General features: G+C 59.8%; 20 protein-coding genes and 1 pseudogene. 13 read left to right on the top strand and 8 right to left on the bottom strand.

Going from position 1 to position 19,941, the window contains the following annotated elements:
• Positions 1-333 precede the first annotated feature (333 nt).
• Together AXZ77_RS19705 and galU are read right to left on the bottom strand one after the other, a co-directional pair.
• Positions 334-618 (bottom strand): NAD-dependent epimerase/dehydratase family protein, encoded by a 285-nt coding sequence (locus tag AXZ77_RS19705; RefSeq protein ID WP_255266405.1) that lies wholly within the window; start codon positions 616-618, stop codon positions 334-336.
• Positions 619-621: 3 nt separating this feature from the next.
• Positions 622-1,515 carry a UTP--glucose-1-phosphate uridylyltransferase GalU gene (gene galU / locus AXZ77_RS03720; protein ID WP_098410091.1) on the bottom strand — a complete coding sequence of 298 codons (894 nt, stop codon included), beginning with the start codon at positions 1,513-1,515 and terminating at the stop codon, positions 622-624.
• Positions 1,516-1,669: 154 nt separating this feature from the next.
• Here galU and AXZ77_RS03715 point away from each other — a divergent pair, with 154 nt between their 5' ends.
• Together AXZ77_RS03715 and AXZ77_RS03710 are read left to right on the top strand one after the other, a co-directional pair.
• Entirely contained in the window at positions 1,670-3,538 is a 1,869-nt protein-coding gene (locus AXZ77_RS03715; protein WP_098410090.1) for an SLC13 family permease, read from the top strand.
• Positions 3,539-3,872: 334 nt separating this feature from the next.
• Positions 3,873-5,288 (top strand): site-specific integrase, encoded by a 1,416-nt coding sequence (locus tag AXZ77_RS03710; protein ID WP_098410089.1) that lies wholly within the window; start codon positions 3,873-3,875, stop codon positions 5,286-5,288.
• A 276-nt stretch (positions 5,289-5,564) separates the two neighbouring features.
• Here AXZ77_RS03710 and AXZ77_RS03705 read toward each other — a convergent pair whose 3' ends face one another.
• Positions 5,565-6,077 (bottom strand): hypothetical protein, encoded by a 513-nt coding sequence (locus AXZ77_RS03705; RefSeq protein ID WP_141536217.1) that lies wholly within the window; start codon positions 6,075-6,077, stop codon positions 5,565-5,567.
• Positions 6,078-7,920: 1,843 nt separating this feature from the next.
• Between AXZ77_RS03705 and AXZ77_RS03700 the strand changes: the two genes are divergently transcribed.
• The 5 genes from AXZ77_RS03700 to AXZ77_RS03680 are packed head-to-tail and all read left to right on the top strand — an operon-like array spanning position 7,921 to position 11,208.
• Positions 7,921-8,346: a transposase gene (locus AXZ77_RS03700; protein WP_098410087.1), complete on the top strand. Its 426-nt coding sequence runs from the start codon at positions 7,921-7,923 to the stop codon at positions 8,344-8,346.
• On the top strand, positions 8,343-8,693 hold the full coding sequence (gene tnpB / locus AXZ77_RS03695; RefSeq protein WP_098410086.1) for an IS66 family insertion sequence element accessory protein TnpB: 351 nt from the start codon (positions 8,343-8,345) through the stop codon (positions 8,691-8,693). The genes AXZ77_RS03700 and tnpB overlap by 4 nt, the downstream gene beginning before the upstream one ends.
• Before the next feature lie 60 nt (positions 8,694-8,753).
• Positions 8,754-10,379 (top strand): IS66 family transposase, encoded by a 1,626-nt coding sequence (locus tag AXZ77_RS03690; protein WP_098410085.1) that lies wholly within the window; start codon positions 8,754-8,756, stop codon positions 10,377-10,379.
• A complete protein-coding gene (locus AXZ77_RS03685; protein WP_098410084.1) occupies positions 10,376-10,978 on the top strand; it encodes a plasmid pRiA4b ORF-3 family protein in 603 nt (200 codons plus the stop codon). The genes AXZ77_RS03690 and AXZ77_RS03685 overlap by 4 nt, the downstream gene beginning before the upstream one ends.
• A gap of 29 nt (positions 10,979-11,007) precedes the next feature.
• Positions 11,008-11,208, top strand: coding sequence for a hypothetical protein (locus AXZ77_RS03680; RefSeq protein WP_098410083.1), 201 nt, complete (start codon positions 11,008-11,010; stop codon positions 11,206-11,208).
• A 137-nt stretch (positions 11,209-11,345) separates the two neighbouring features.
• Here the strand turns inward: AXZ77_RS03680 and AXZ77_RS03675 are convergent, their stop codons facing one another.
• On the bottom strand, positions 11,346-11,573 hold the full coding sequence (locus AXZ77_RS03675; protein WP_098410082.1) for a hypothetical protein: 228 nt from the start codon (positions 11,571-11,573) through the stop codon (positions 11,346-11,348).
• 301 nt (positions 11,574-11,874) lie between these two features.
• Here AXZ77_RS03675 and AXZ77_RS03670 point away from each other — a divergent pair, with 301 nt between their 5' ends.
• Together AXZ77_RS03670 and AXZ77_RS03665 are read left to right on the top strand one after the other, a co-directional pair.
• Positions 11,875-12,069 carry a hypothetical protein gene (locus AXZ77_RS03670; protein ID WP_098410081.1) on the top strand — a complete coding sequence of 65 codons (195 nt, stop codon included), beginning with the start codon at positions 11,875-11,877 and terminating at the stop codon, positions 12,067-12,069.
• 7 nt (positions 12,070-12,076) lie between these two features.
• The gene (locus AXZ77_RS03665) at positions 12,077-12,421 is read left to right on the top strand and encodes a hypothetical protein (protein WP_098410080.1); all 345 of its coding nucleotides are present in this window, start codon (positions 12,077-12,079) and stop codon (positions 12,419-12,421) included.
• 44 nt (positions 12,422-12,465) lie between these two features.
• Here the strand turns inward: AXZ77_RS03665 and AXZ77_RS19670 are convergent, their stop codons facing one another.
• Complete coding sequence (locus AXZ77_RS19670) at positions 12,466-13,371, bottom strand: helix-turn-helix transcriptional regulator (protein ID WP_218000467.1); 906 nt, start codon at positions 13,369-13,371, stop codon at positions 12,466-12,468.
• Positions 13,372-13,625: 254 nt separating this feature from the next.
• On the opposite strand from AXZ77_RS19670, the gene AXZ77_RS03655 reads away from it, so the two are divergent.
• Positions 13,626-13,922, top strand: a complete 297-nt coding sequence (locus AXZ77_RS03655; RefSeq protein ID WP_098410078.1) for a hypothetical protein — start codon at positions 13,626-13,628, stop codon at positions 13,920-13,922.
• 407 nt (positions 13,923-14,329) lie between these two features.
• A pseudogene (locus tag AXZ77_RS19820) lies at positions 14,330-14,587 on the top strand (MAPEG family protein); the annotation flags it as partial.
• Positions 14,588-14,766: 179 nt separating this feature from the next.
• Here AXZ77_RS19820 and AXZ77_RS03645 read toward each other — a convergent pair.
• The 3 genes from AXZ77_RS03645 to AXZ77_RS19250 form a co-directional block, all read right to left on the bottom strand.
• The gene (locus AXZ77_RS03645; RefSeq protein WP_098410076.1) at positions 14,767-15,576 is read right to left on the bottom strand and encodes a metallophosphoesterase; all 810 of its coding nucleotides are present in this window, start codon (positions 15,574-15,576) and stop codon (positions 14,767-14,769) included.
• A 197-nt stretch (positions 15,577-15,773) separates the two neighbouring features.
• Positions 15,774-16,874 carry an AAA family ATPase gene (locus AXZ77_RS03640; RefSeq protein WP_098410075.1) on the bottom strand — a complete coding sequence of 367 codons (1,101 nt, stop codon included), beginning with the start codon at positions 16,872-16,874 and terminating at the stop codon, positions 15,774-15,776.
• 246 nt (positions 16,875-17,120) lie between these two features.
• Entirely contained in the window at positions 17,121-17,342 is a 222-nt protein-coding gene (locus AXZ77_RS19250; protein WP_141536216.1) for a hypothetical protein, read from the bottom strand.
• A gap of 44 nt (positions 17,343-17,386) precedes the next feature.
• Here AXZ77_RS19250 and AXZ77_RS03635 point away from each other — a divergent pair, with 44 nt between their 5' ends.
• Positions 17,387-17,686 carry a helix-turn-helix domain-containing protein gene (locus tag AXZ77_RS03635; RefSeq protein ID WP_098410074.1) on the top strand — a complete coding sequence of 100 codons (300 nt, stop codon included), beginning with the start codon at positions 17,387-17,389 and terminating at the stop codon, positions 17,684-17,686.
• Between the two features lie 444 nt (positions 17,687-18,130).
• Complete coding sequence (locus AXZ77_RS03630; protein ID WP_098410073.1) at positions 18,131-19,882, top strand: sigma-54-dependent Fis family transcriptional regulator; 1,752 nt, start codon at positions 18,131-18,133, stop codon at positions 19,880-19,882.
• Positions 19,883-19,941: the final 59 nt, after the last annotated feature.

The following is a 19,941-nucleotide window of genomic DNA, read 5'->3' as shown; positions in this document are numbered from 1 at the left end:
TTCGTGGAGGCGGCGACGATTGGCGAGGGGCTAAATCGTTGAGTGCGAAAAGCGCTGAGTGGGCGTAACGAGCACTTCCGTGGTTCCGGGCGCAAAATATTTCCCGAAACATAGGGCAACGATCTGCCTGACGCAGTGTAACTCTATTTTGCCTCCAAAATGTTCAACTTCTAGATGCTTTCATCCATACCCGGCATTTGCACGCCACGGGGCGGTGCCGTTGATCGGAACATCACTCGTATGCTCAAGTGTGGCGGGCGGATGATGCATCTTTTCCTCTGACGGAAGAGTGGATAGCGCGATTTCGACTGTTTGTCGCTGAAAAAAACATGATCAGCGACGCTCTTGCGTTCGGTTGTAGCGGTGCGACCGTGTCGAGATCATGTTCGACAGACTCAAGAGCTGGTGCTGCGTTGTGATCCTCAGTGATAGAAGCTCGAAGCCTTTCCCGTCTGCTTTCGTCCTCGCTGTAGTCGCCACCTTCTTGTTCTGGAAATTGACGAGTCTGGAGTCTGGCCTCTCAACCTTCCTTGATGGGACATATCCCGCCGCGGCCAGCGCCTTGCAGGCGTGCGAGCCGATATAGCCCGCACCACCCGTTACCAACACATGCTTCATTGCTTACTCGGCAGCCTGCCGCATCGCGGAGAGATCGGAGAGATACTCGCCGAACTCATCCTTCAAATCGGGACGCTGGAGGCCGAAGACCACCGTTGCCTGCAGGAAGCCCGCCTTCGAGCCGCAGTCGTAGCGCTGCCCGTCGAAGCGATAGGCGTAGACCGAGTTGCCGCCATGGATTTCCTGCGCGATCGCGTCGGTAAGCTGGATTTCGCCGCCAGCCCCCGCCTTGCGCGCATCGAGGTTCCACATGATGCGCGGGGTGAGGATGTAGCGCCCGATCACCGCGAGGTTCGAGGGGGCATCCTCGGGCTTGGGCTTCTCGACCATGCCGTTGACGGGCAGGCGCGGACCGTCGCCGGGGCCGACATCCAGAACACCGTAGGAGGCGGTCTTGTCGGCGGGGACTTCCATCGCCGCGACGTAGTTCCCGCCGGTCTCGTTATAGGCTTCCATCATCTGCTGCAGACAGGGTTTGTCGGCGGCAATGACGTCATCGGTCAGGATCACGGCGAAGGCTTCGTCATGCACCATGCGGCGCGCGCACCAGACCGCGTGGCCCAGACCCAGCGGCTGGTTCTGGCGGACATAGGCGATCGCGCCGCTGTCCATATTGGTCTGCTGCAATTCTTCGAGGATCTCGGTCTTGCCCTTCCGCGCCAGCGCGTTTTCGAGCTCGGGGGCTTTGTCGAAATAATCCTCCAGCGCCGATTTGCCGCGCGAGGTGACGAAGATGAACTCCTCGATACCCGCAGCACGCGCCTCGTCGATGGCGTATTGGATAAGCGGGCGGTCCACCAACGTGAGGATCTCTTTCGGGATCGACTTCGTCGCGGGGAGGAAGCGGGTTCCGAGGCCGGCCACCGGGAAGATCGCCTTCGTCACCTTGCTTTTCATTCGTCACCTATCGAGTTGCTGCAAATATATCGTCAAATGTTGGTTCATTGTGTCCCCAAAAACGCAATTCAACAAGGCATGCGTTTTGACCTGCCTGAATAGCTCTGTCTATCATGGACGCCTTCTTCGCTAATTTTGAGGCAAGGAGGCCATGATGACAGCGCCACAAGTCACCTTGTTCGCGATCCTCGGCGCAACCCTCTCGCTGTTCTTATGGGGGAGGCTTCGCCACGATCTGGTAGGCTTGGCCTCGCTGATGGCCTGCGTCTTGACCGGATTGGTTCCGGCCGATGCGGCGTTTGCGGGATTTGGTCATCCTGCCGTGATTACGGTGGCCTGCGTTCTGATACTAAGTCAGGGCTTGCAGAATACCGGGGCGGTGGACTGGCTGGCGCAGGCAATTCTACCTTCCGAGGCAAAGCGTCTGACCAGCATGACGGCGCTCGTCGCTCTTTCGGCTGTTCTTTCTGGCTTCATGAACAACGTCGGAGCGCTCGCGCTTCTAATGCCGATCGCGATCCGGCTCGCAGGGCGGCTGGACCTGACACCTGGGCAGATGCTGATGCCCCTGGCCTTTGGCACGATCCTCGGCGGCATGACCACGCTGGTCGGCACACCGCCTAACCTGATCGTCTCGGGCTTTCGCGCCGAAGCCGGATTGGGGCAGTTCGGTATGTTCGACTATGCCCCCGTGGGTGTGGCGGTCGCCTTCGTCGGCGTGGCTTTCATCGTGCTTCTGGGATGGCGCATCGTGCCTGCGCGCAAACCGATGAGCACGGCAGGTTTCGACACTGGCAGCTATCTGACCGAGGTTCGAGTGCCGGATAAAAGTAAGGCCGTGGGACTGACCCTGCGCAAGTTCGAACGCGGGATTGAAAAAAGCGGCGCGCAGATCATTGGGCTGGTCCGCAACAACGTGCGGATGACGGCGCCAAATGGCGGACGGCGCATACAGGCGGACGACGTTTTGATCCTGGAGGCCGAGGCTCAAGAGCTGGCCGAAGTGTTGTCGGCCTTCGGCATCACGCTTGAAGAGGAGGAGAGCGGCTCGGCGCGAGCGGAACGGAAATCCGGAGAGACAACACCGCAGACTGAAAAGGACGAAGCCGAGACCAATAAGTCCGCCGAGGACACCGATGCAGCGACGAAGCCTTCGGACCGCGACGAGGATATCGTGTTGCGCGAATTCGCGGTGCTGCCGGGCTCCACGATCGTCGGGCTGTCCGCGACAGACCTGCGGCTGCGGACGCGCTACGGCCTCAATCTTCTGGCCGTCTCACGCGAAGGGCGTCCCCCGCGGACGCGGCTGCGCACACTGAAGCTGAAGCCTGGCGATCTGCTGATGATGCAGGGGCCCGCCGAGATCATGGCTGATTTCATGAACGAGACCAGCTGCGCGCCTTTGGGAGAGCGCGAATTGCATCTTCCCAATGCGCGCATGGCAATCATCGCCAGCGCGCTCTTGCTTGGCTCTATCGGAATTGCCACCTTCGGCCTGCTGCCGGCATCCGTGGCCTTTACCTTGGGAGTTCTGGGCTCGATGCTGCTGCGAACCGTGCCGCCCAGGCAGGTCTACACAGCCATCGACTGGCCTGTCATCGTCCTGCTGGGATCGCTGATCCCGGTGGCTGGCGCGATGCAGACCACCGGTGCGGCAGATGTTCTGGCGCGTTTCTTGGTCGAAACTGTTGCGCGCGGGAACGCCATCGCGGCTCTGGCGGCAATCCTGATCACTACGATGTTCCTCTCCGATTTGATGAATAATGCGGCCACGGCAGCAGTTCTCAGTCCAATTGCCCTGGGCATTGCAGCGTCGCTAAAAGTGAACCCCGACAGTTTCCTGATGGCCGTGGCGATCGGCGCGTCTTGTGCTTTCCTCACGCCAATCGGGCATCAGAACAACACACTCATCCTCGGGTCGGGCGGTTTTCGCTTCGGCGACTACTGGAAGCTTGGGCTGCCGCTCGAGGTGATCGTCGTTGCCGTAAGCTTGCCGCTGCTGCTGATCGTTTGGCCGCTCTAGGCTCCAGCGAAGGCACGCCCTGACCGGCAGGCCTCCAGAACATCGCCATCGGCCCGACACTGTCGGCCAGCCGACACACTCAGGCTCACTGCGCCCGGCGGCCTCACTTCTGGCTTTTACACGGGTGACCGCAACAGTGTCTTCGTTGTGTTAACGGGCTATTTACTCTCAACTTGTTAGCGTGCCCACTCGTGCAGTTGCTAGGAGAATGCAATGAAACAACCGACCCAACCTGACACGGCAGAAGCCGTTCTGCTCGACTACGTCGAGCGATATGGCTTAACGGAGAGAGCGCGAAGATACTTCCTCAACCTTGGCCAAGAGGAAGCATCCGATGGATCACGCGCCGAAGCTCGATACCCAAAAGACGATCAACACACTTCCTGAAAGACGGGAGCCTTATTGGAACATTCTCGAGTATTGTCGCCACATTGGCCTCGAGAAAAAACCAGCCAAGCCCCTTCATTGGGTAGCTCGGATCCGTAAGAAGGATGGCCGCTATAAGCAGCAGCGGCTCGGACCCGCAGTTTCGGAAAACTCACAGGGCCTTTCCTACGAAGCGGCGATCACGCTCGCACGCGCCTGGTTCGCCGAGCAGGAACTCCGGGGCATCGCCTCTGCGAGCTTCCCAGTGGGGACCACACAGCATCTGCGATATTCGAAGAGTGACGCTGGCTTCACTGTGGGCGACGCCCTGATCGACTATGTGGAATGGAAGCGCATTGCTGCCACGAAGACGACCTTTGAGACGCTTGTCGCACTGATCAACTTTCATATCCTGCCGCGCCTCGGAACAGTTCAGCTCGATGACCTCACCGGCAACACAATCACCAAGTTCTGTCGTGCCATCCTTGAGACGCCACCCAAGCGGGGAAACCAGGCGCTCGGGACAAAGGTGAAGATTGAAAGCCTCGACCCGGATGCATTGCGGCGCAGGAAAGGAACACTGAACACACTGCTGGGGATCTTGCGAATTGCCATGCAGATGGCATGGGAGAACGGCCACACCGCCTCAGAACGCTCTTGGCGCTGCATCCACCGCGTCCCGAATTTGGAAGTGCCTCGCCAGATCTTCCTTACCCGCGCACAGTGTCGCGAGCTGATCGACGCATGCCGCCCAGATCTTGCGGACTTGGTGCGCGCAGCGCTTTACACGGGCTGTCGCGTGTCTGAGCTTTCAGCGCTTCGCGTGTGCGATGTCGGAAAAGACATCTTTGGCATTTACGTCTCCTCCCCCAAAGGCTGGCGACCACGCTATGTTTATCTCCCGGAGGAAGGGATGCGATTTTTCTTGGCCAAATGCGCCGGGAAAGCAGACGACGACATCGTCTTTCGCACCGGCGGAGGCCAGATCTGGAAAACCTGTCACAAGCATCTCTTCAAAGCAGCTGTCGAGAAGTCCGGGCTGCCGCATGAATTCGTGTTCCACGGGTTGCGGCACACTTATGCCAGTCAGCTTGTGCAAGCCGGTATGCCGCTTGCCATCGTCGCGCGTCAACTCGGCCACGCGAACACGGACACGGTGAGCCGGACCTACGGCCATCTGTCTTGCGAAAGCATCGAGCGTGAACTCGCTCTACGATTTGCCGCGTTAGAAAATCAGCCTCGCGAATATGACGTGCGAATGCGGTCTTTACGGAAATCTTTGCAAGCGCTGCCTCCCGTGATCCCCGCCTCTTCGTGGCCGCGGAGCAACTTCGCACTGTGCCGAGGTGACGAACTTCAGTTTGTCAGCCGCAGAGGAGCCTGAGGCATTCGCGGCCTTAGTGCAGAGGACGTGACCTGCCCTCCGCGGAATTCCTCAACGTAGTGTAGAGTCTGCGCCAACTCTGAAGGAGCAGACGAATGCGAAAATTTCGCCCGCAAGAGTGGGCAGAACTGCGTTCGATTTCAGCAGTTGGGCATCAATCCCGCGTGCTTGCTGCGTCGGGAACCGAATGCGCTGAAAACGCCATGCCGGAATTGCGGTGGCGACCCTCAGACACGCGACTGGCTTTACCCCATTTGGCACACGCGCAGCTTCTCTCTAACGCTGGGCCTCCCTCGCCCCGAAACGAGAGAGAACACCTCTTCGAAATTGTCGCACCATCGGTCGAAGCGCGCCCTCCGTCGCCTCCAAGTATACTGCCAACCCAAAGATGAGAAGTGAGGCGATGAAAGCCGTCTCACGCAGTGCCGCGCTCTCCCAAACATAGGAAATATCCTCAACAAACATCATCGTCGACGCAACGACGAGAACACCAGACATCACTAAATATCCGTAAGGCGAGACGACAAGCATGAACAGCGAGAGCCCGAGAAAACCGCCACAGACACCGATCAGATAGAAGACAAATTCCCGCAAAGAAGATCCATCGGGGGCATAAATGAGCCCCCAGGTGAGTGGAGCGCCCAACATCGAAAAACAAAAAATAACGAAACACGCAGCGGCTATGGTCAACTTTCGCCGCAACGCGAGCGCCAAGAGGGAAAGAGTTACGACGAGAAGAACAGCTTCTAAACCGACCAAGGGCGGGCTTGTAAGACCTAAACCATTCAAGTTTTCACCCTCTAAGTTTCGCTAAAGCAGCGCCGTGCTTGAGACCAACTCACCGCGTGATCAGCACAACGCCCGCGAAAACCACAAAGATCAGCAGAAATCCCCACACGCCGGACCGGTTCAGGAGAGGCGCGCTCCGACCGCAAGCGCCACATCGATTTGCTCCGAAACGCATCCGATGCGAGCAAGACTCGCATTTGAAAATACGCAGAGAGCGGCCTTTGGCTTTTTGAAATTCACTCATTGCTATGCCTAAATAAATCAGTAAGAAAATTTTTAGCAGATCGTCTAAAAGCGATGAAAATTAGAAGCTTTCATCGCCCTGAAAGGCACCGAAGCACGCTGCGATCAGCTCCGATAGATTAATGCAGGCTTCCATTCTAGTTGCAAAATAAATTCTTCCTTTTTAAGTTCAGCAAATTGAGATCACCACCTTGAGTTGAAACACTCCAAGACATCCGACCATTACACACCCAGTGCGTGTATAGCCTTATCGAGAGCTGAGCCTGAGTGTGTGCACGTCGCAAATTGCGAACGGGCTACGCAATTTGATTCGTTTATGACATACTTGCGAAAGTTATGAGCCGCCTCGAAGATACATTGCAGAGCAGCACGCGATATAGAACCCCGGTCTTCCACCTGTAGAAACCGCCTATCGCGCCGCGCAATTCGCCGCAGAAAGCTTTGCAAGGCATTCGGACATTTTACCTCCGGGTGATCCGGATATTTGAGGCATCGTCGCTCTGATCGCTCAACGGCTGCGTCTGCTCGGATCCGGACTCTCTCCGAGGTCGAAGACTTTCCGCGTCTCGCAGATGACCCGAGCAGTTATCGGGCTCACTGACTACACGACTGGCGAGCCTGTCGGCACGCTCAGGCTCATTGCGCCCGGCGGAGCCGCCTGCGGCTTCCACGTGGGCGCCCAGCTCTGAATCGATGAAGACCATCGAGGCTCGGCCCTATCGAAAACACTCGTCGAAACCATGGGAGATCTGCTCGGGGGATCGCCCAGCAAGAACGAGGACGGGTTGGGGTTTTCTACGGCTGGCTATCGGGCGCGCGAACGAGTTCGCGAGAGCATCGAAGCGGCTGTGCGGCACGCTGGATACCCGAGAGAGAATGTCGCTTGCGAAATGCGAGGCACACGGGCCGACAAACATGTTCGTCGGCCTGGCTGGAAAGGCAAAGGCGACCTACACTGGGCGTGGCTTTTTCTTAGTCCGGCGAGGCCCCGTCAGACGCAGACGTCTGTTAGCGCCTGTTGGCCGAGGCGCAAGACGGGTGCGAGGAGCTTTGAGTTGGGCATCAATCTTGATGAATCGAGGTTCGGGAAGGTCACAGGCCTCGAGCGCCTTGAGATCCTCTTCTGTCATCTTCGCTGGCTCCGAAAGGGTGGCTCGCAAGACATAAGCGGCCACCGCCGCTCCGCCGGAGAGCACGGTGAGCACGCCCGCAATGATGTATTCGGCCAGATCAATGACACATCCTTTTCCCGGCACTGTAGCGACGAAACATCAAAAAGATCAAACTCGGAATTGCTCGGGTTGGACCTGCGATATCGGCGAAACGCATCAATGTCATAGCGGATCGATCAGGGTTGGCCCCGCCTCCTTTGCGGAATACTGACGCGCGACGAGCCCTCGAAGCAGCCGTTGTTGCCGGTCAGTCACCAGCGCGCTGTCGCGCATCTCGAATTCGCGAAGTCAGCATCTCCGATCAAGCGAGACAGAGCACGGGCTTTAAGGCTCTAATTAAGTTTCACCGAGGACCACGCATGGAAGATCGTAAGGCTCCGGGGAGGACCGTCTTTCGGACTTGAGGCTGGCGGCGTAGGTCCGGAGCTATGTCCGACCATAGATACAGACCCGAAATTGAGATCCTTTCTGTCACCGATACCGGGCGCCGTCGGCGTTGGACGGATGAAGAGAAGGTGCGCATCGTTGAAGAAAGCTTTGGCGGTAGAGGGCGTGTCGCCGAGACAGCCCGGCGTCATGATATTGGCCGCACCCTGCTGGTGCGCTGGCGTCGCCAATACCGCGAAGGCAGGCTGACGAGCGGCGATGCACGACCGCAGTTCACACCGTTGGCCATCGCCGCTCCTGAAGAAGCGGAGGATCAAGGCGGACCGTTTGCACCGGTTCCGACGCCAGAGACAGCCGAGGTCCTGATGGCAGATATTACCCTCGCGAATGGCCGTCGCCTGTCTGTGGCGGCCACGATTGACCCGATGGTGCTGGCGCGCCTCGTGCAAGCCCTGGATCCGTCATGATCGCGTTCCCGGCGGGGGTGCGCGTCTGGATCGCGGGCGGAGTGACTGACATGCGGCGCGGTATGAACACCTTGGCGTTGACGGTGCAGCAGGGTCTGGGGCGCGATCCCCATGCCGGCGAGATCTTCTGCTTTCGCGGGCGCAAGGGCGAGCTGGTCAAGCTTCTCTGGCACGACGGGGTGGGCATGTCGCTCTATACGAAGCGGCTGGAGGCGGGGAAGTTCATCTGGCCGACCAGTGGAAGCGGCGAGGCGGTGCAGATCTCCGCGGCCCAGCTCGGTTATCTTCTGGAGGGGATCGACTGGCGCAATCCACGCTGGACCCAACGCCCTGCAAAGGCGGGATAAATTGGCCTCATCGACCTTATTTGCATGGGCTTTCCGATGCCGGCATGGTAGGTCTTGGCCATGTCGAACAACGCTTCCGAGATTGCCAGATTGCGCGCCGCGCTCGCGGCCTCCGAGGCCCGTGCCGAGGCCGCCGAGAGCGAGCTGGCGCAGACCCGGGCGGTGGTCTCGACCTCCGAGGCGATGATCAAGCATCTCCGGCTCGAGATCGCCAAGCTCCGACGCGAGCAATACGGCCACAGCTCGGAACGCCGCGCCCGACTGATCGACCAGATGGAATTGCAGCTCGAGGAACTCGAAGCCGCGGCCACCGAAGACGAGATTGCCGCCGAGAAGCTGGCGAAGACCACGATCGTCGCGGGGCTCAAACGTCGCCGCCCGGCGCGCAAGCCTTTCCCGGAGCATCTGCCGCGCGAGCGCGTGGTGATCGCGGCGCCCACGGCCTGTTCCTGCTGCGGCTCGGATCGCATCGTGAAGATGGGGGAAGACGTCACCGAGACGTTGGAGGTGATCCCGCGGCAGTGGAAGGTGATCCAGACCGTCCGCGAGAAGTTCACCTGCCGGACCTGCGAGAAGATCAGCCAACCGCCGGCGCCCTTCCACGCCACGCCGCGCGGATGGGCTGGCCCGAACCTGCTGGCGACGATCCTCTTTGAGAAGTTTGGACAGCATCAGCCGCTCAATCGCCAGGCCGAACGCTATGCCCGGGAAGGCGTCGATCTCAGCCTGTCGACCCTCGCCGACCAGGTTGGCGCCTGCGCCGCCGCGCTGGAGCCGATCCATGCGTTGATCGGTGCCCATGTTCTGGATGGCGACCGCTTGCATGGCGACGATACGACAGTGCCGCTGTTGGCGAAGGGCGGGACAAAAACCGCCCGGCTCTGGACCTATGTCAGGGATGACCGACCCTTCGGCGGCGGGGCTCCACCTGCCGCGCTGTTCCAGTTCTCCCGCGACCGAGGAATGACCAACCCGAACCGGCATCTCGCCGGATGGCAGGGTATCCTGCAAGCCGATGCCTATGGGGGCTACAACGACCTCTACCGCGCCGACCGTGACCCGGGGCCGGTCGAGTCTGCGCTATGCTGGAGCCACGCCCGGCGCAAGTTCTTCGAGCTCGCCGACATCAAGGGGAACGCCCGGAAGGGCAAGCCGGCCCATGATATCTCCCCCGTCGCGCTGGAGGCCGTGGCCCGTATCGACGCGATCTTCGACATCGAGCGCGGAATCAACGGGCTGACGGCTGCAAAACGGCAGGCGGCCAGGCACCAGCTGTCCCGGCCTCTGGTCGAGGAGCTTCATGACTGGCTGCGTGCCGAGCGCGACCGGCTGTCGAAGCACAACCCGGTCGCCAAGGCGATCGACTACATGTTCAAGGCGGAGCGCTGGCCAGCCTTTACCGGGTTCCTCGAGGACGGCAGGATCTGCCTGACGAACAATGCCGCGGAGCGGGCGCTGCGCGGCATCGCCCTTGGCCGCAAGTCCTGGCTCTTCGCTGGCTCCGAGCGCGGCGGGGACCGCGCCGCCTTCATGTATTCCCTGATCGTTACCGCCAAGATGAACGATGTCGACCCTCAGGCCTGGCTCGCCGATGTCCTCGTCCGGTTGCCTGGCACGACCGCCTCCCGGGTGCCGGATCTGTTGCCCTGGAACTGGGCCCGGGCTGAGCAAAGGATAGCCGCATGACCCTGATCGCCCGCCTCCGGATCATCCTGAACGACGTCGACCCGCAGCCGATGCGCCATATCGAGGTGCCGCTGAAGATCAGGCTCGACCGGCTGCATGCGGTCATACAGGCTGCCATGGGCTGGACAGATACCCACCTCTACGAGTTCCGCGCCGGTGATGCCGGTTGGGGCGTGCCCGACCCGGACGGGTTCTACGACGGCCCCATGGACGCGAAGAAGACGACGTTGGAAAAGGTGCTCGAGGACACCGGCGCCAGGACGATCCAGTATATCTATGACTTCGGCGATGACTGGGACCACAGCATCCGTATCGAGCGGGTCTACGAGGCCATCCCCGGCATGATCTACCCACGGCTTCTCAAGGCGACCGGTGCCTGTCCACCCGAGGACGTCGGCGGTGCCTGGGGCTACGAGGAGTTCCTCGAAGCCCTCGCCGATCCCGATCACGAGCAACACGAGGACATGCTCCACTGGTCCGGTGGGGACTTCGACGCCGAAGATGCCGGGATCGACAGCATCCTTGAACGCTTCAACCGGCTTGCCAAGAAATGGGCCCCGCGGGCTCGCAAACCCAAAGCCCCCAAGGGCACGACCTGAGAATTGCTCCCATGTGCGGTCCACGCCGGATGGTTACGGAAGATCTCTACAGAAAACGACAAGAAGAAAAGGCGCGAAGCCGCGCTGAGGATGAAGAACGCCTGGCTAGGGGCGAAGTCAGCTCCAGCGAGCTGCAGCGTCAGAATCTCGCGTTCAAGGATGTCCGAACTGACCGGGTCAGCTTCGTGAAGAGCCGCGAGCCGAAATCCATCAAGTTCCTCAGCCTTTGAGGCTGCTATACCCAGCGATCAGGAACCGGCTCCCAAGCGAGGAATTGGCCCGCAACTGCGCGACGGCTTGCGTGTATGAGAGAAGATCCCTTCTGCGAGATCAATATGCTAAGCGTCCGACGTGATCAGTATCGCTTTCAGGTCGATCCATTCGAAGGATCATCCCCCTCGTCGCCGTCGTCATCCGTCGTTCTTTCGCCAAAATAAGCGTCTCCGGAAAGGGGCTGCGAATTGACCCAACGGATGTCTTCCGCACTCAGGCTTGTCACATCTTTGATATGCCGGCGCTCACGCATCACACTCCAGAAGGCCGCCACAGCGAACACGCCCATGAGGATCATACCGGCTGTCACATTCCAGTCCATACCGCGCTCCTTCCGTCGAACTTAGACCGGATAGGGCTAAATAAGTCAAACTGGCCCGAGATCATTGCTTCACCAGAAGCGCCTCTGAGAAGAAGCGTAGGGATGCCGATGCTTGTCGCAGTTTTCGCCGCAGCGCTGAGGGCAGATCACCTCCCCGTGTCGGCACGTCTGCGACAACCGCGATAGCCGCTCACGAGGAGCGCGCCGTCGCACATCTCCAAAACGCGAAGTCGGCGTCCCCGATCAAACGAGACAAAGCAGGCACTTTCAGGCTATAAGTAGGTTTCACGGAGGACCGCGCATGGAAGATCTTTACAGGAAACGGCAAGAAGAGAAGGCGCGAAGCCGCGCGAAGGATGAGGAGCGCCTGGCGAGAGGCGAGGTCAGTCCCAGCGAGTTGCAGCATCAGAATTTCGCGTTCAAGAAAGTCCGAGCCGACCGGGTCGGCTTCGTGAAGAGCCGCGAGCCAAAATCCATCAAGTTCCTCAGCCTTTGAGGCTGCTATGTCTAGAGATCAGGAACTGGCGAGAGCGAGAACTCAACGCCCAAGGGTCCTCGGCGAGCTGGAGGCACTGCTGCGAGCGGACAATCCAGACCTCAACCTCTTTATCTCGGCCCGCGCCCATTATGGCGAGGCTGGCTTGGCCCATCTACATCTCTATGGGGTCGAGGGCGACCGCGAACGTAAATCCCGGCTGATGAAATTTGCGACAGCCTGGCTTCTGGAACGCGGCATATCGATCGAGCTTCAGGAAGGACACGACGTCTACGACATTCGTCCATGGCGCGAGGCCCAGGGGGGCAGAACTCAAGATATGGGATCTCTGGACGAGCTGGACGAGATCTGAAAGCGCGTGAACCAGGGTCGGCAGAAGAGAAATTGCGGGGGACACTAAGAGGCTTGTGCGCCCCCTCCCCCTCGAAGCTGGGCGACCTTCCAATGCCCCGAATACCCTTTCTTCAAATGGGCCGCGACGATCTGAAAGCCGCTTTGTGGCCAGCTCTTCGGTGTGTCGACGAAGAGCAATTCCGCAATTCCGAATCCGGCCTCCTGGAGATCCCGCAACCGCGCCTTCGTCGTCAGGTTCGTGAGTGGCGCGAGCCAAACGACATTTTCCGAGACCTGCATAGCGTGTCGCGTAAATGTCCTAAGCTCGGACCAGGGAGGATTGGTGACAACCCACTCCACGCGATCGGACCAAGACAGAAAGTCGCGCCCTTCACTGATCTCGCACCAGTGGGGCTCCACGTGATCCGGGAAATGATCGAAGAACGCCCCTTCCCCGCGCGACGGATCGAGGACTCGCCCGGCCATCGCATGCGAAAAATGTTCGATGATCGCCTTGGCGAGGTCAGGCGGGGTCATGACCCGGTCCTGTTCCGCCTCATTCTTAGGCGGCGCCAACCCGCGTCCTTTCGCGAGATCGCTCCGTTCCAGTGGGTTGCGGAGGCGGAGCAGTCGCAAGGCCGCGGCAAGCGTCGCAACCCGTCCGGAGAACTCTGCCTCCAAGGCAATTATCCTCACGCGGCTGCAGCCGATCTTGCGGGCGAGAGCCTGCTGCGAAAACCCGTGCGCACGCCGCCGCTCCGCGAGCACACGTCCCATATGTTCCGCGGGCTCAGTGACACGCCAGCGTAAGCCAAGGATCGGCAAGACGGCCTCGAGCGTGAGGATCGTGCCTGCCCCGGTCTCCAGGGCGCGCACCGTCGGGATGCTGATATTGGCGCGGGAGGCGAGTTCGGCCTGCGTAAGCCCGCGCCCCACGCGTTCGGCTCTCAGGATCTCGAAAAAGGCCATGTGCGAAAATCTTTCCATCGAAAGCTCACAGATAGAAAGAAAAAGCGACACAGTGCAACCGCTAGCGCTAGCGCTAGGCGCTCCCGAAAACGAGCGGCAATGAGCTCCGGCGAAATTTTCTCTACTTCCTAAAAAATCGAGAATCCGTTTTTTTCAGCCTCGGCACTTAGACTGAACGCATCACCAGATCCGCCCCGGATCACCTTACCCGTCCCCGCCGAGCCTCGCTCGCGCGGTCTCAGGAGATGCATGCCATGGCCCAGCGTCCTTTTGCGCCGAATATGCGAAAATCTCATCGTGCAACTGGGTTCACCAAGGCCGACGAAGAGCTTCTCGAGCGGCTCATGAAAGCCCGGCTGCAGGTCGCCGAACTGATGCTGGAAAAACCAATTTATGCCCCGATTTTCGAGAGACTGGAGCGCGAAATCGCGGCCATCGAGGCGCGCCGGATCGAGGACCCTCTGGCGCGCGCAAGGGCGATCCTGCGTGGCCTACCAAGTGACGCGGCCTCCCCGTCCGACGATCAAGACGATATGCCAGAGCCTTGGTAGGTTTGACTGGCTTATCCGTCTTTGAGGCCAAAAGGCTGCAGTGTAGGGCAGCCAAGCCATCATGCAGGAAAGTAAGAAAAAATCCAAAATTCAATCAAAACAAACTTTAACAAAAATCACCTTCATACCTACCTAATTCAACAACAAAGAACCAAGACGCTCAAGAAACAACAAACAGCTCAGAAATCTCAAACAAATTTCGCGAAACCACGCCGCGATGCTGACGACCATGCCCCCACCACCAGCACGCTTCAAATATCCGACCTCGAAAAATCCTGGTCCGCGCTGGCATGCGAGAGCCGCGACCAGCTTCGAGACGACATGTCGAAAGCTTACGCCCCCTATATTGTCGCTCCCAGTAACGCCGTCGCCCCCCCCCCGCCCAACTTGGGGTCAACGGCTATTTTGATCGGTCTCGGCGCATACATCAAAACGACCTCGAGAATATTCCGGTCTTCTGGGTAGCGGGTTTCCTGTTCATCATGGTCGACCCCGCGCGTCGGGTGGCAGAGGCTCTGATGTTTGCGTTTGTTGCCACAAGGATCGCGCACTTCTTGGCTTATGCGACGCACCAAACTCGCGAAATCCGGGCGGTCCTCTACACCATCGGCTCTCTGCTCGTGAGCTACATGGCTCTTCATGTTCTCTGGAATGCGATCGCATAGGAGCGAGCAAAAGGGAGGGGCCTGCGCCTTTCAGCGCAGCTAGGCGCCGGAAGAGCCGTCTCGCTGGTCTAGGCGCATGCGTTCCGTAGCCACAGAGACCAGCGCTATCGTCGAAACCGCGGTTCTTGCAGCATTTGCACGGCGATGCCCGGCCCGTCCTTCGCACATCAAATCTAAACTCACACGCGACGCGCCCTCGGATACACCCTCATCCGAGGCTTTCTACCTCCCGCAGCGCCACCCATGTTCTGCAACGGATATCCGATCGACACGTTCATGATCCGCGTCTTACCGACAAGGAGCTCAGTTCGGTGATGCGTATGCCCGAAGAACCAATCGGCCGGCTGATATTCTAGGATGAGATCCTTCAGATCGCTCGCATAGCACCAGCTGAGTTTCTGGCCAGCCGGCAGCACATCGGCGATCGGCGCGTGATGGGTAACCACCGCGGTTTCCCCATCAAAACGCTCCACCAGCTTTGAGCGCAGCCAAGAGAGATGCTCGCGGTGTCTCGCGATCGTATCAGCCGGCCGAGCTTTCCTGTATCCGGCAGAGGCAACCCGGATGTAGCGGTAATCGTTCATCTTCGCCCGGGCATCAAGATCACGACTCTCGAGAGTTCCTTGTCCCTCCTGGAAGTCCGTCCAGAGCGTGCAGCACAGGTAGCGCTTGTTGCCGAAGATGATCTCCCGCTTCTGAGCGAAGTTTGCCCCAGCGTCGCGCGCGATCTGCTCGAGCCGATCGTCACCGTCCAACGCGTGATGATAGTAGTCGTGGTTGCCAGGAACGATGAATACACGCTCAAGATCGATGCACTGACCGATGATCTCGAGCGCCTGCTTCCATCTCACCTTCGGCTTGTTCGTCAGATCACCTGCGATGATCATCGCATCGAAACCGCGGTTTCCGAAGAGATCGAACGGATTGCGTCCTGCCTCGAGCCACATATCAAGATGCAGATCCGCTGTGATGAGCACGCCGTTTTTCATCTGATGCCTCCATTTGCAACGGCACAAGTTTACCGCGGTAAACTCGGGCCAGAACTACACGCACAACTCCAAGACCGAGGGTTCAAGAGCGCTCAGTTTACCGCGGTAAACTCGGACCAGAGCCACCTACACAATTCCAACGAAGAGGCGTTTAAGCTCACTCAGTTTACCGCGGTAAACTCAAAAACCATACGCAACTACAATAGGTTACGACGGCCGCATTGACGCATTGTGCGCGCCATTCGGCCCATCTGGCGCAGGCTTGGCGGCCTCCCGATCTCGCACATCTCCTCTACGAACACGCGCACGCGTTCCATCTCATCATGCTCCACATCATCCCCGGCCGCACGCTTGAAGAACGCCACGAGGTGCGCAGGCTTACTCACATCGACCCGGAAAACCTGGCACCGGTCGAGAAGCGGAGCTGGAATCTGGTGCTCGTAATTGGCGGTCAGGATCCAGTTCACATGGCTCATATCGATGCGCGTGCGCAAAAATGGACAAGTGAAGTGTTCCGCGCTCGATCTCTCGAGGACCTGTAGAAGCGATGTTGTGAGAGATGTCGCAGACCTGTAACTTGAGTTAATTGCACCGCCAGCCTTGCAAACCTCATCCACAACGATCACCGGATTTGCAACCGCGGTTGCAGTGATCAATTCTACCGGAACACCTGACCTCGCGGAGGCCCAGCCATGTTCAACGCCTGCGATCCTGAACCCGGCCCCGCCTGCGCCAACATCGATGATCTCGCGCGGCGTTCGCGCAAGATCAGCGACCAGCCGCGCGAAATGCGTCTTCCCGCATCCCGGAGCACCGACGAGGATCATCGGATCGAAACGCAGCCCGACGCCTCCAGAGGCGACATGTGCGAGCCCTTGGTTCATGATCGAGGTCGACACCTGGTCGAGCCATGGCGCCTCCGCATGCAAAGAAGCCGCAAGTTCATAGACGGACTCCGCGGTTTCCGGACCCGCAAGTCTGGCCCCATGCGTATAAAGGTGATGCAGCCGTTTGACGGACCTATCGCTGATATTCTTGTCGACCTCGAAGGTGCCATTGAACTTCTGATCGACAAGTCGCTCGACAGCGCGATTGATCCGGCGTCTTCGTTCGCCAGCTTTCCATAGATCTTCGTCCTCAGCAAAGAAGTCGTCGACTTCGACATCATCCGCGTCTGGCGGGAACATGCGTCCGCTTCGGATCGCGAAGTCTCCGTTGACCGCATTTGTAACTGATTGCCTTGAATGGCTGGAAGAGATTGGCTTTTGAAAGAGAACTTGAACGCGCTTTTGCGGCATGGCTATCACCACCGTTTGAGAAATGACCTGACTGAAATCTCGACACCGATATGCACCCGGTTAAGGGCACTGCTCACGATATCGAGCAGGTAATCTCCAACGTGGTGGTTTGGGTGTTCATGGTGAGACGGTATCCCGGGATAGGCGAATGCGTCAAGCGCGCCACATCCGGATAGGTCAAACCTGTCGGGAATGGTCTTTGGATTGCGGACGATATGGGGGGCGTGGAGGTATTTCGCGAATTTCTCAAAGCAAATCACTCCAGCGCTTCTGCGGAAAGTGCGAGCGATCGACGGTCTGGATGAGACGATCCCAGTCGAAGAATGATGCGAAAATACGAGCGGAGGTCCTGCCGGAAAAATTCGGAGACCAATTTCCTTCGCGCGAGAGCCGCTCGGCGGCGAAGTCTTCGTCGCGCGGTGCGTTCGCACGAACATCTGGAAACTCGAAACGCTCCGATGCTGGCATGACGATCCGCGCGAGGATCGGCTCATCTCGGAACTTGAGCGCGTATAAAAAGTGCTCTCGCGCGAGGCAGGTCAGCGCTCACGGACGCCCTCATAAAAGCGCGCCATGAAAGTGGGCTCACCCAACGCGACCTTGCGAAAAAACTCGGCTGTCTCCCGGCTACGGTCGCAAACATCGAAACCGGTCAGCGGCGTATCGACGTGATCGAACTGATCGCCCTCGCGGACGCGCTCGAAGTTCCTGCCCGCGATCTTTTCGAGATCGCCCTGCAAAACACGACCCCCGAAGAGCTCTTCAACAATTTCAGCCGGGCCACACGTCCGCGCGGTGCGAAAAACACCTGACCTCCCTCATGCGACAAACGGATAGCGCTGGCTGGCTCGGGGCAGTGGACTGAGCTGCCACATGCCGTGGGTCGACGATTCATTGCGGCGGCCGACCGGGTAGACCAGAAACTGCAGTATCTGGCCCCCTTGCGAAAACAGAGCAGAGAACCCCGATCTTTGCTCTGGCGATGTGAGAGAAGTCTGCGTGCGAAAATCCATCGAGTGCCTATCCTGATGGCCTCCGTTCGAAGATTGCCCGAGGTCCCGCACTCGGGGAAGCGAGCTCCATGAAGGGTACTCAATCGGAGAAGCCCCGCTGCAGAAAGGCGAAGAGATCCCGCGCCTTCACCCTAGGAGCTCACTCGCCCGAGCTCCGCATCGGCACTCCATTCTCGACGACCAATTTCTATTCCAGTCTAAAGCGCGGTCTGTGCTATCGTCCCTCCTGGGAGGCGACGCGCCATGAGAGATGCAGGGCATGTCGAGGAAATCGGACGGGTGCTGGACGGCAGCCAGACCGGGCGGGACAGTTTCGTTTCGGCCTCTTGGCGGCGTTGTGTCGAGCTATACGGCATGGATCCGACGCGCTCCGACCCTGCCCATATCGTGACCGAGGCAGAGCTGCGCGATCATCGCAAGCAGGCGGAATGGATGATCGCCGCGGCGCGCTCCGGGTTGCAGTCGCTCTTCCGGCAGGTGGCAGGACAGAATTACGTGTTACTGCTGACCGATGCCAAAGGGGTCTGTGTCGATTTCTTCGGCGACGATCTCTTCACCGAAGACCTGCGCAGCGCGGGGCTCTATCTGGGATCGAACTGGTCTGAGGATCTGGCCGGAACCTGCGGTGTCGGAGCTTGCATCGTGACGCAAGAGCCTGTGACCGTGCATCAGGACGACCATTTCGGAAACGCCCATACTGTTTTGTCCTGCACCGCCGCGCCGATCTTCGACAGTCTCGGGCAATTGGCGGCGGTTCTCGACATTTCGCTTTTGCGCTCGCCCACGCCCAAGAGCAGCCAGAACCTCGCGATGAACCTCGTGACCTCTGCGGCACGACGGGTCGAGATGGCCAACCTGATGGCCGAGAGCCCGCGCGACTGGGTGCTGCGCCTGTCCGCCAGCCCTGAGTTCCTCGATGTCGATCCCGAGGCCGCTGTGCGGCTCGATGGCTCCGGTCGCGTGCTGGGCTATACCCGCGCCGCGCGGCGGTTGTTTCCCGAAGGCGCCCCGATCCTCGGGCGCGGGATCGATGAGGTGCTCAGCATCAGCGTCGATGACCTGCCCGACCTGATGCGTGACCGCCCGACCGAGGAGCGGGTGATCGAGATGCGCGATGGCGGGGCGTTGTTTGGCCATGCGATCGCACCGAAATCGCCACGTCGTCCCCATCAGGGAATGAGCCGGGGCGGGCCGCTCGCGGGTCTGACCGGGGGCGATCCGGAGATGAATCGTTTGATCGGACAGGCTGAGCGGCTGGCGCCAGGCACAGTGCCCCTGCTGATCTGTGGTGAGACCGGCACCGGAAAGACAAAACTCGCCCGAGCGATCCACATGACCAGCAAGGCGCAAGGGTTTATCAGCCTCGAATGCGCAGGGCTCGATCCGCAAACGCTGATGCAAAGCTGCGCCGAGGCGATGGGGCCGACGACGCTCCTGCTACGCCGGATCGAAGAGATCGCTCCGGAGACGGCGATCGCGCTCGGCGGGCTCCTTGACCGGCGCCCCGAATTGCGAACACTCGCGACGAGCTGCTTTGAGCCCAGCCAGATCGCGCTGCCCCGCCCGCTATTCCATCGGCTCGCAGGGGGTGTGCTCAACGTGCCGCCACTGCGGATGCGGCGCGATCTCGACTGGCTGATGTCGCGTCATCTGCGCCGTCACGCCGGCGACGCGGTTCGGCTGTCGCCCTCGGCGCGGGCCGAATTGCTGGGACGTAGCTGGCCCGGCAATATCCGCGAGCTCGAACAAGTTCTCGACGTGGCGGCGGCGCTCTGCGTCGGATCGGTGATCGACCTACTCGACCTGCCTGCCCCCCTCGAAGTAACCCCGCAAATCGAGAAGGCTCTGCCCGCACCGAGTGACCCGTGGGACACGCTCGAGGAGGTTTTGGACGCCTGCGAGTGGAACATGGCGCGCGCCGCCCGGCGGCTCGGGGTCAACCGCTCCACCATCCTGCGCCGGATTCGCAAGGCCGGGTTGCGTCCGCCCGAGTGATCTGTTGCGCCCTTGTTGCGCGCGCAACATGCCGCGCCGCAGCAGTCGCTTTTCCTCCC

Source organism: Thioclava sp. ES.031 (assembly GCF_002563775.1).
Lineage (GTDB): Bacteria > Pseudomonadota > Alphaproteobacteria > Rhodobacterales > Rhodobacteraceae > Thioclava.
This window is presented reverse-complemented; position numbering and strand designations above follow the sequence as displayed.

What these genes read in the sequence shown, in the direction of transcription:
- AXZ77_RS19705 (WP_255266405.1), bottom strand. Translation starts at nt 618, where the DNA reads ATGAAGCATGTGTTGGTAACGGGTGGTGCGGGCTATATCGGCTCGCAC.
- AXZ77_RS03640 (WP_098410075.1), bottom strand. Translation starts at nt 16,874, where the DNA reads ATGCCGCAAAAGCGCGTTCAAGTTCTCTTTCAAAAGCCAATCTCTTCC.
- AXZ77_RS19670 (WP_218000467.1), bottom strand. Translation starts at nt 13,371, where the DNA reads ATGGCCTTTTTCGAGATCCTGAGAGCCGAACGCGTGGGGCGCGGGCTT.
- AXZ77_RS03645 (WP_098410076.1), bottom strand. Translation starts at nt 15,576, where the DNA reads ATGAAAAACGGCGTGCTCATCACAGCGGATCTGCATCTTGATATGTGG.
- AXZ77_RS19250 (WP_141536216.1), bottom strand. Translation starts at nt 17,342, where the DNA reads ATGCCAGCATCGGAGCGTTTCGAGTTTCCAGATGTTCGTGCGAACGCA.
- AXZ77_RS03710 (WP_098410089.1), top strand. Translation starts at nt 3,873, where the DNA reads ATGGATCACGCGCCGAAGCTCGATACCCAAAAGACGATCAACACACTT.
- AXZ77_RS03670 (WP_098410081.1), top strand. Translation starts at nt 11,875, where the DNA reads ATGGAAGATCTTTACAGGAAACGGCAAGAAGAGAAGGCGCGAAGCCGC.
- AXZ77_RS03685 (WP_098410084.1), top strand. Translation starts at nt 10,376, where the DNA reads ATGACCCTGATCGCCCGCCTCCGGATCATCCTGAACGACGTCGACCCG.
- AXZ77_RS03675 (WP_098410082.1), bottom strand. Translation starts at nt 11,573, where the DNA reads ATGGACTGGAATGTGACAGCCGGTATGATCCTCATGGGCGTGTTCGCT.
- AXZ77_RS03700 (WP_098410087.1), top strand. Translation starts at nt 7,921, where the DNA reads ATGTCCGACCATAGATACAGACCCGAAATTGAGATCCTTTCTGTCACC.
- AXZ77_RS03655 (WP_098410078.1), top strand. Translation starts at nt 13,626, where the DNA reads ATGGCCCAGCGTCCTTTTGCGCCGAATATGCGAAAATCTCATCGTGCA.
- galU (WP_098410091.1), bottom strand. Translation starts at nt 1,515, where the DNA reads ATGAAAAGCAAGGTGACGAAGGCGATCTTCCCGGTGGCCGGCCTCGGA.
- AXZ77_RS03715 (WP_098410090.1), top strand. Translation starts at nt 1,670, where the DNA reads ATGACAGCGCCACAAGTCACCTTGTTCGCGATCCTCGGCGCAACCCTC.
- AXZ77_RS03690 (WP_098410085.1), top strand. Translation starts at nt 8,754, where the DNA reads ATGTCGAACAACGCTTCCGAGATTGCCAGATTGCGCGCCGCGCTCGCG.
- tnpB (WP_098410086.1), top strand. Translation starts at nt 8,343, where the DNA reads ATGATCGCGTTCCCGGCGGGGGTGCGCGTCTGGATCGCGGGCGGAGTG.
- AXZ77_RS03680 (WP_098410083.1), top strand. Translation starts at nt 11,008, where the DNA reads ATGGTTACGGAAGATCTCTACAGAAAACGACAAGAAGAAAAGGCGCGA.
- AXZ77_RS03665 (WP_098410080.1), top strand. Translation starts at nt 12,077, where the DNA reads ATGTCTAGAGATCAGGAACTGGCGAGAGCGAGAACTCAACGCCCAAGG.
- AXZ77_RS03630 (WP_098410073.1), top strand. Translation starts at nt 18,131, where the DNA reads ATGAGAGATGCAGGGCATGTCGAGGAAATCGGACGGGTGCTGGACGGC.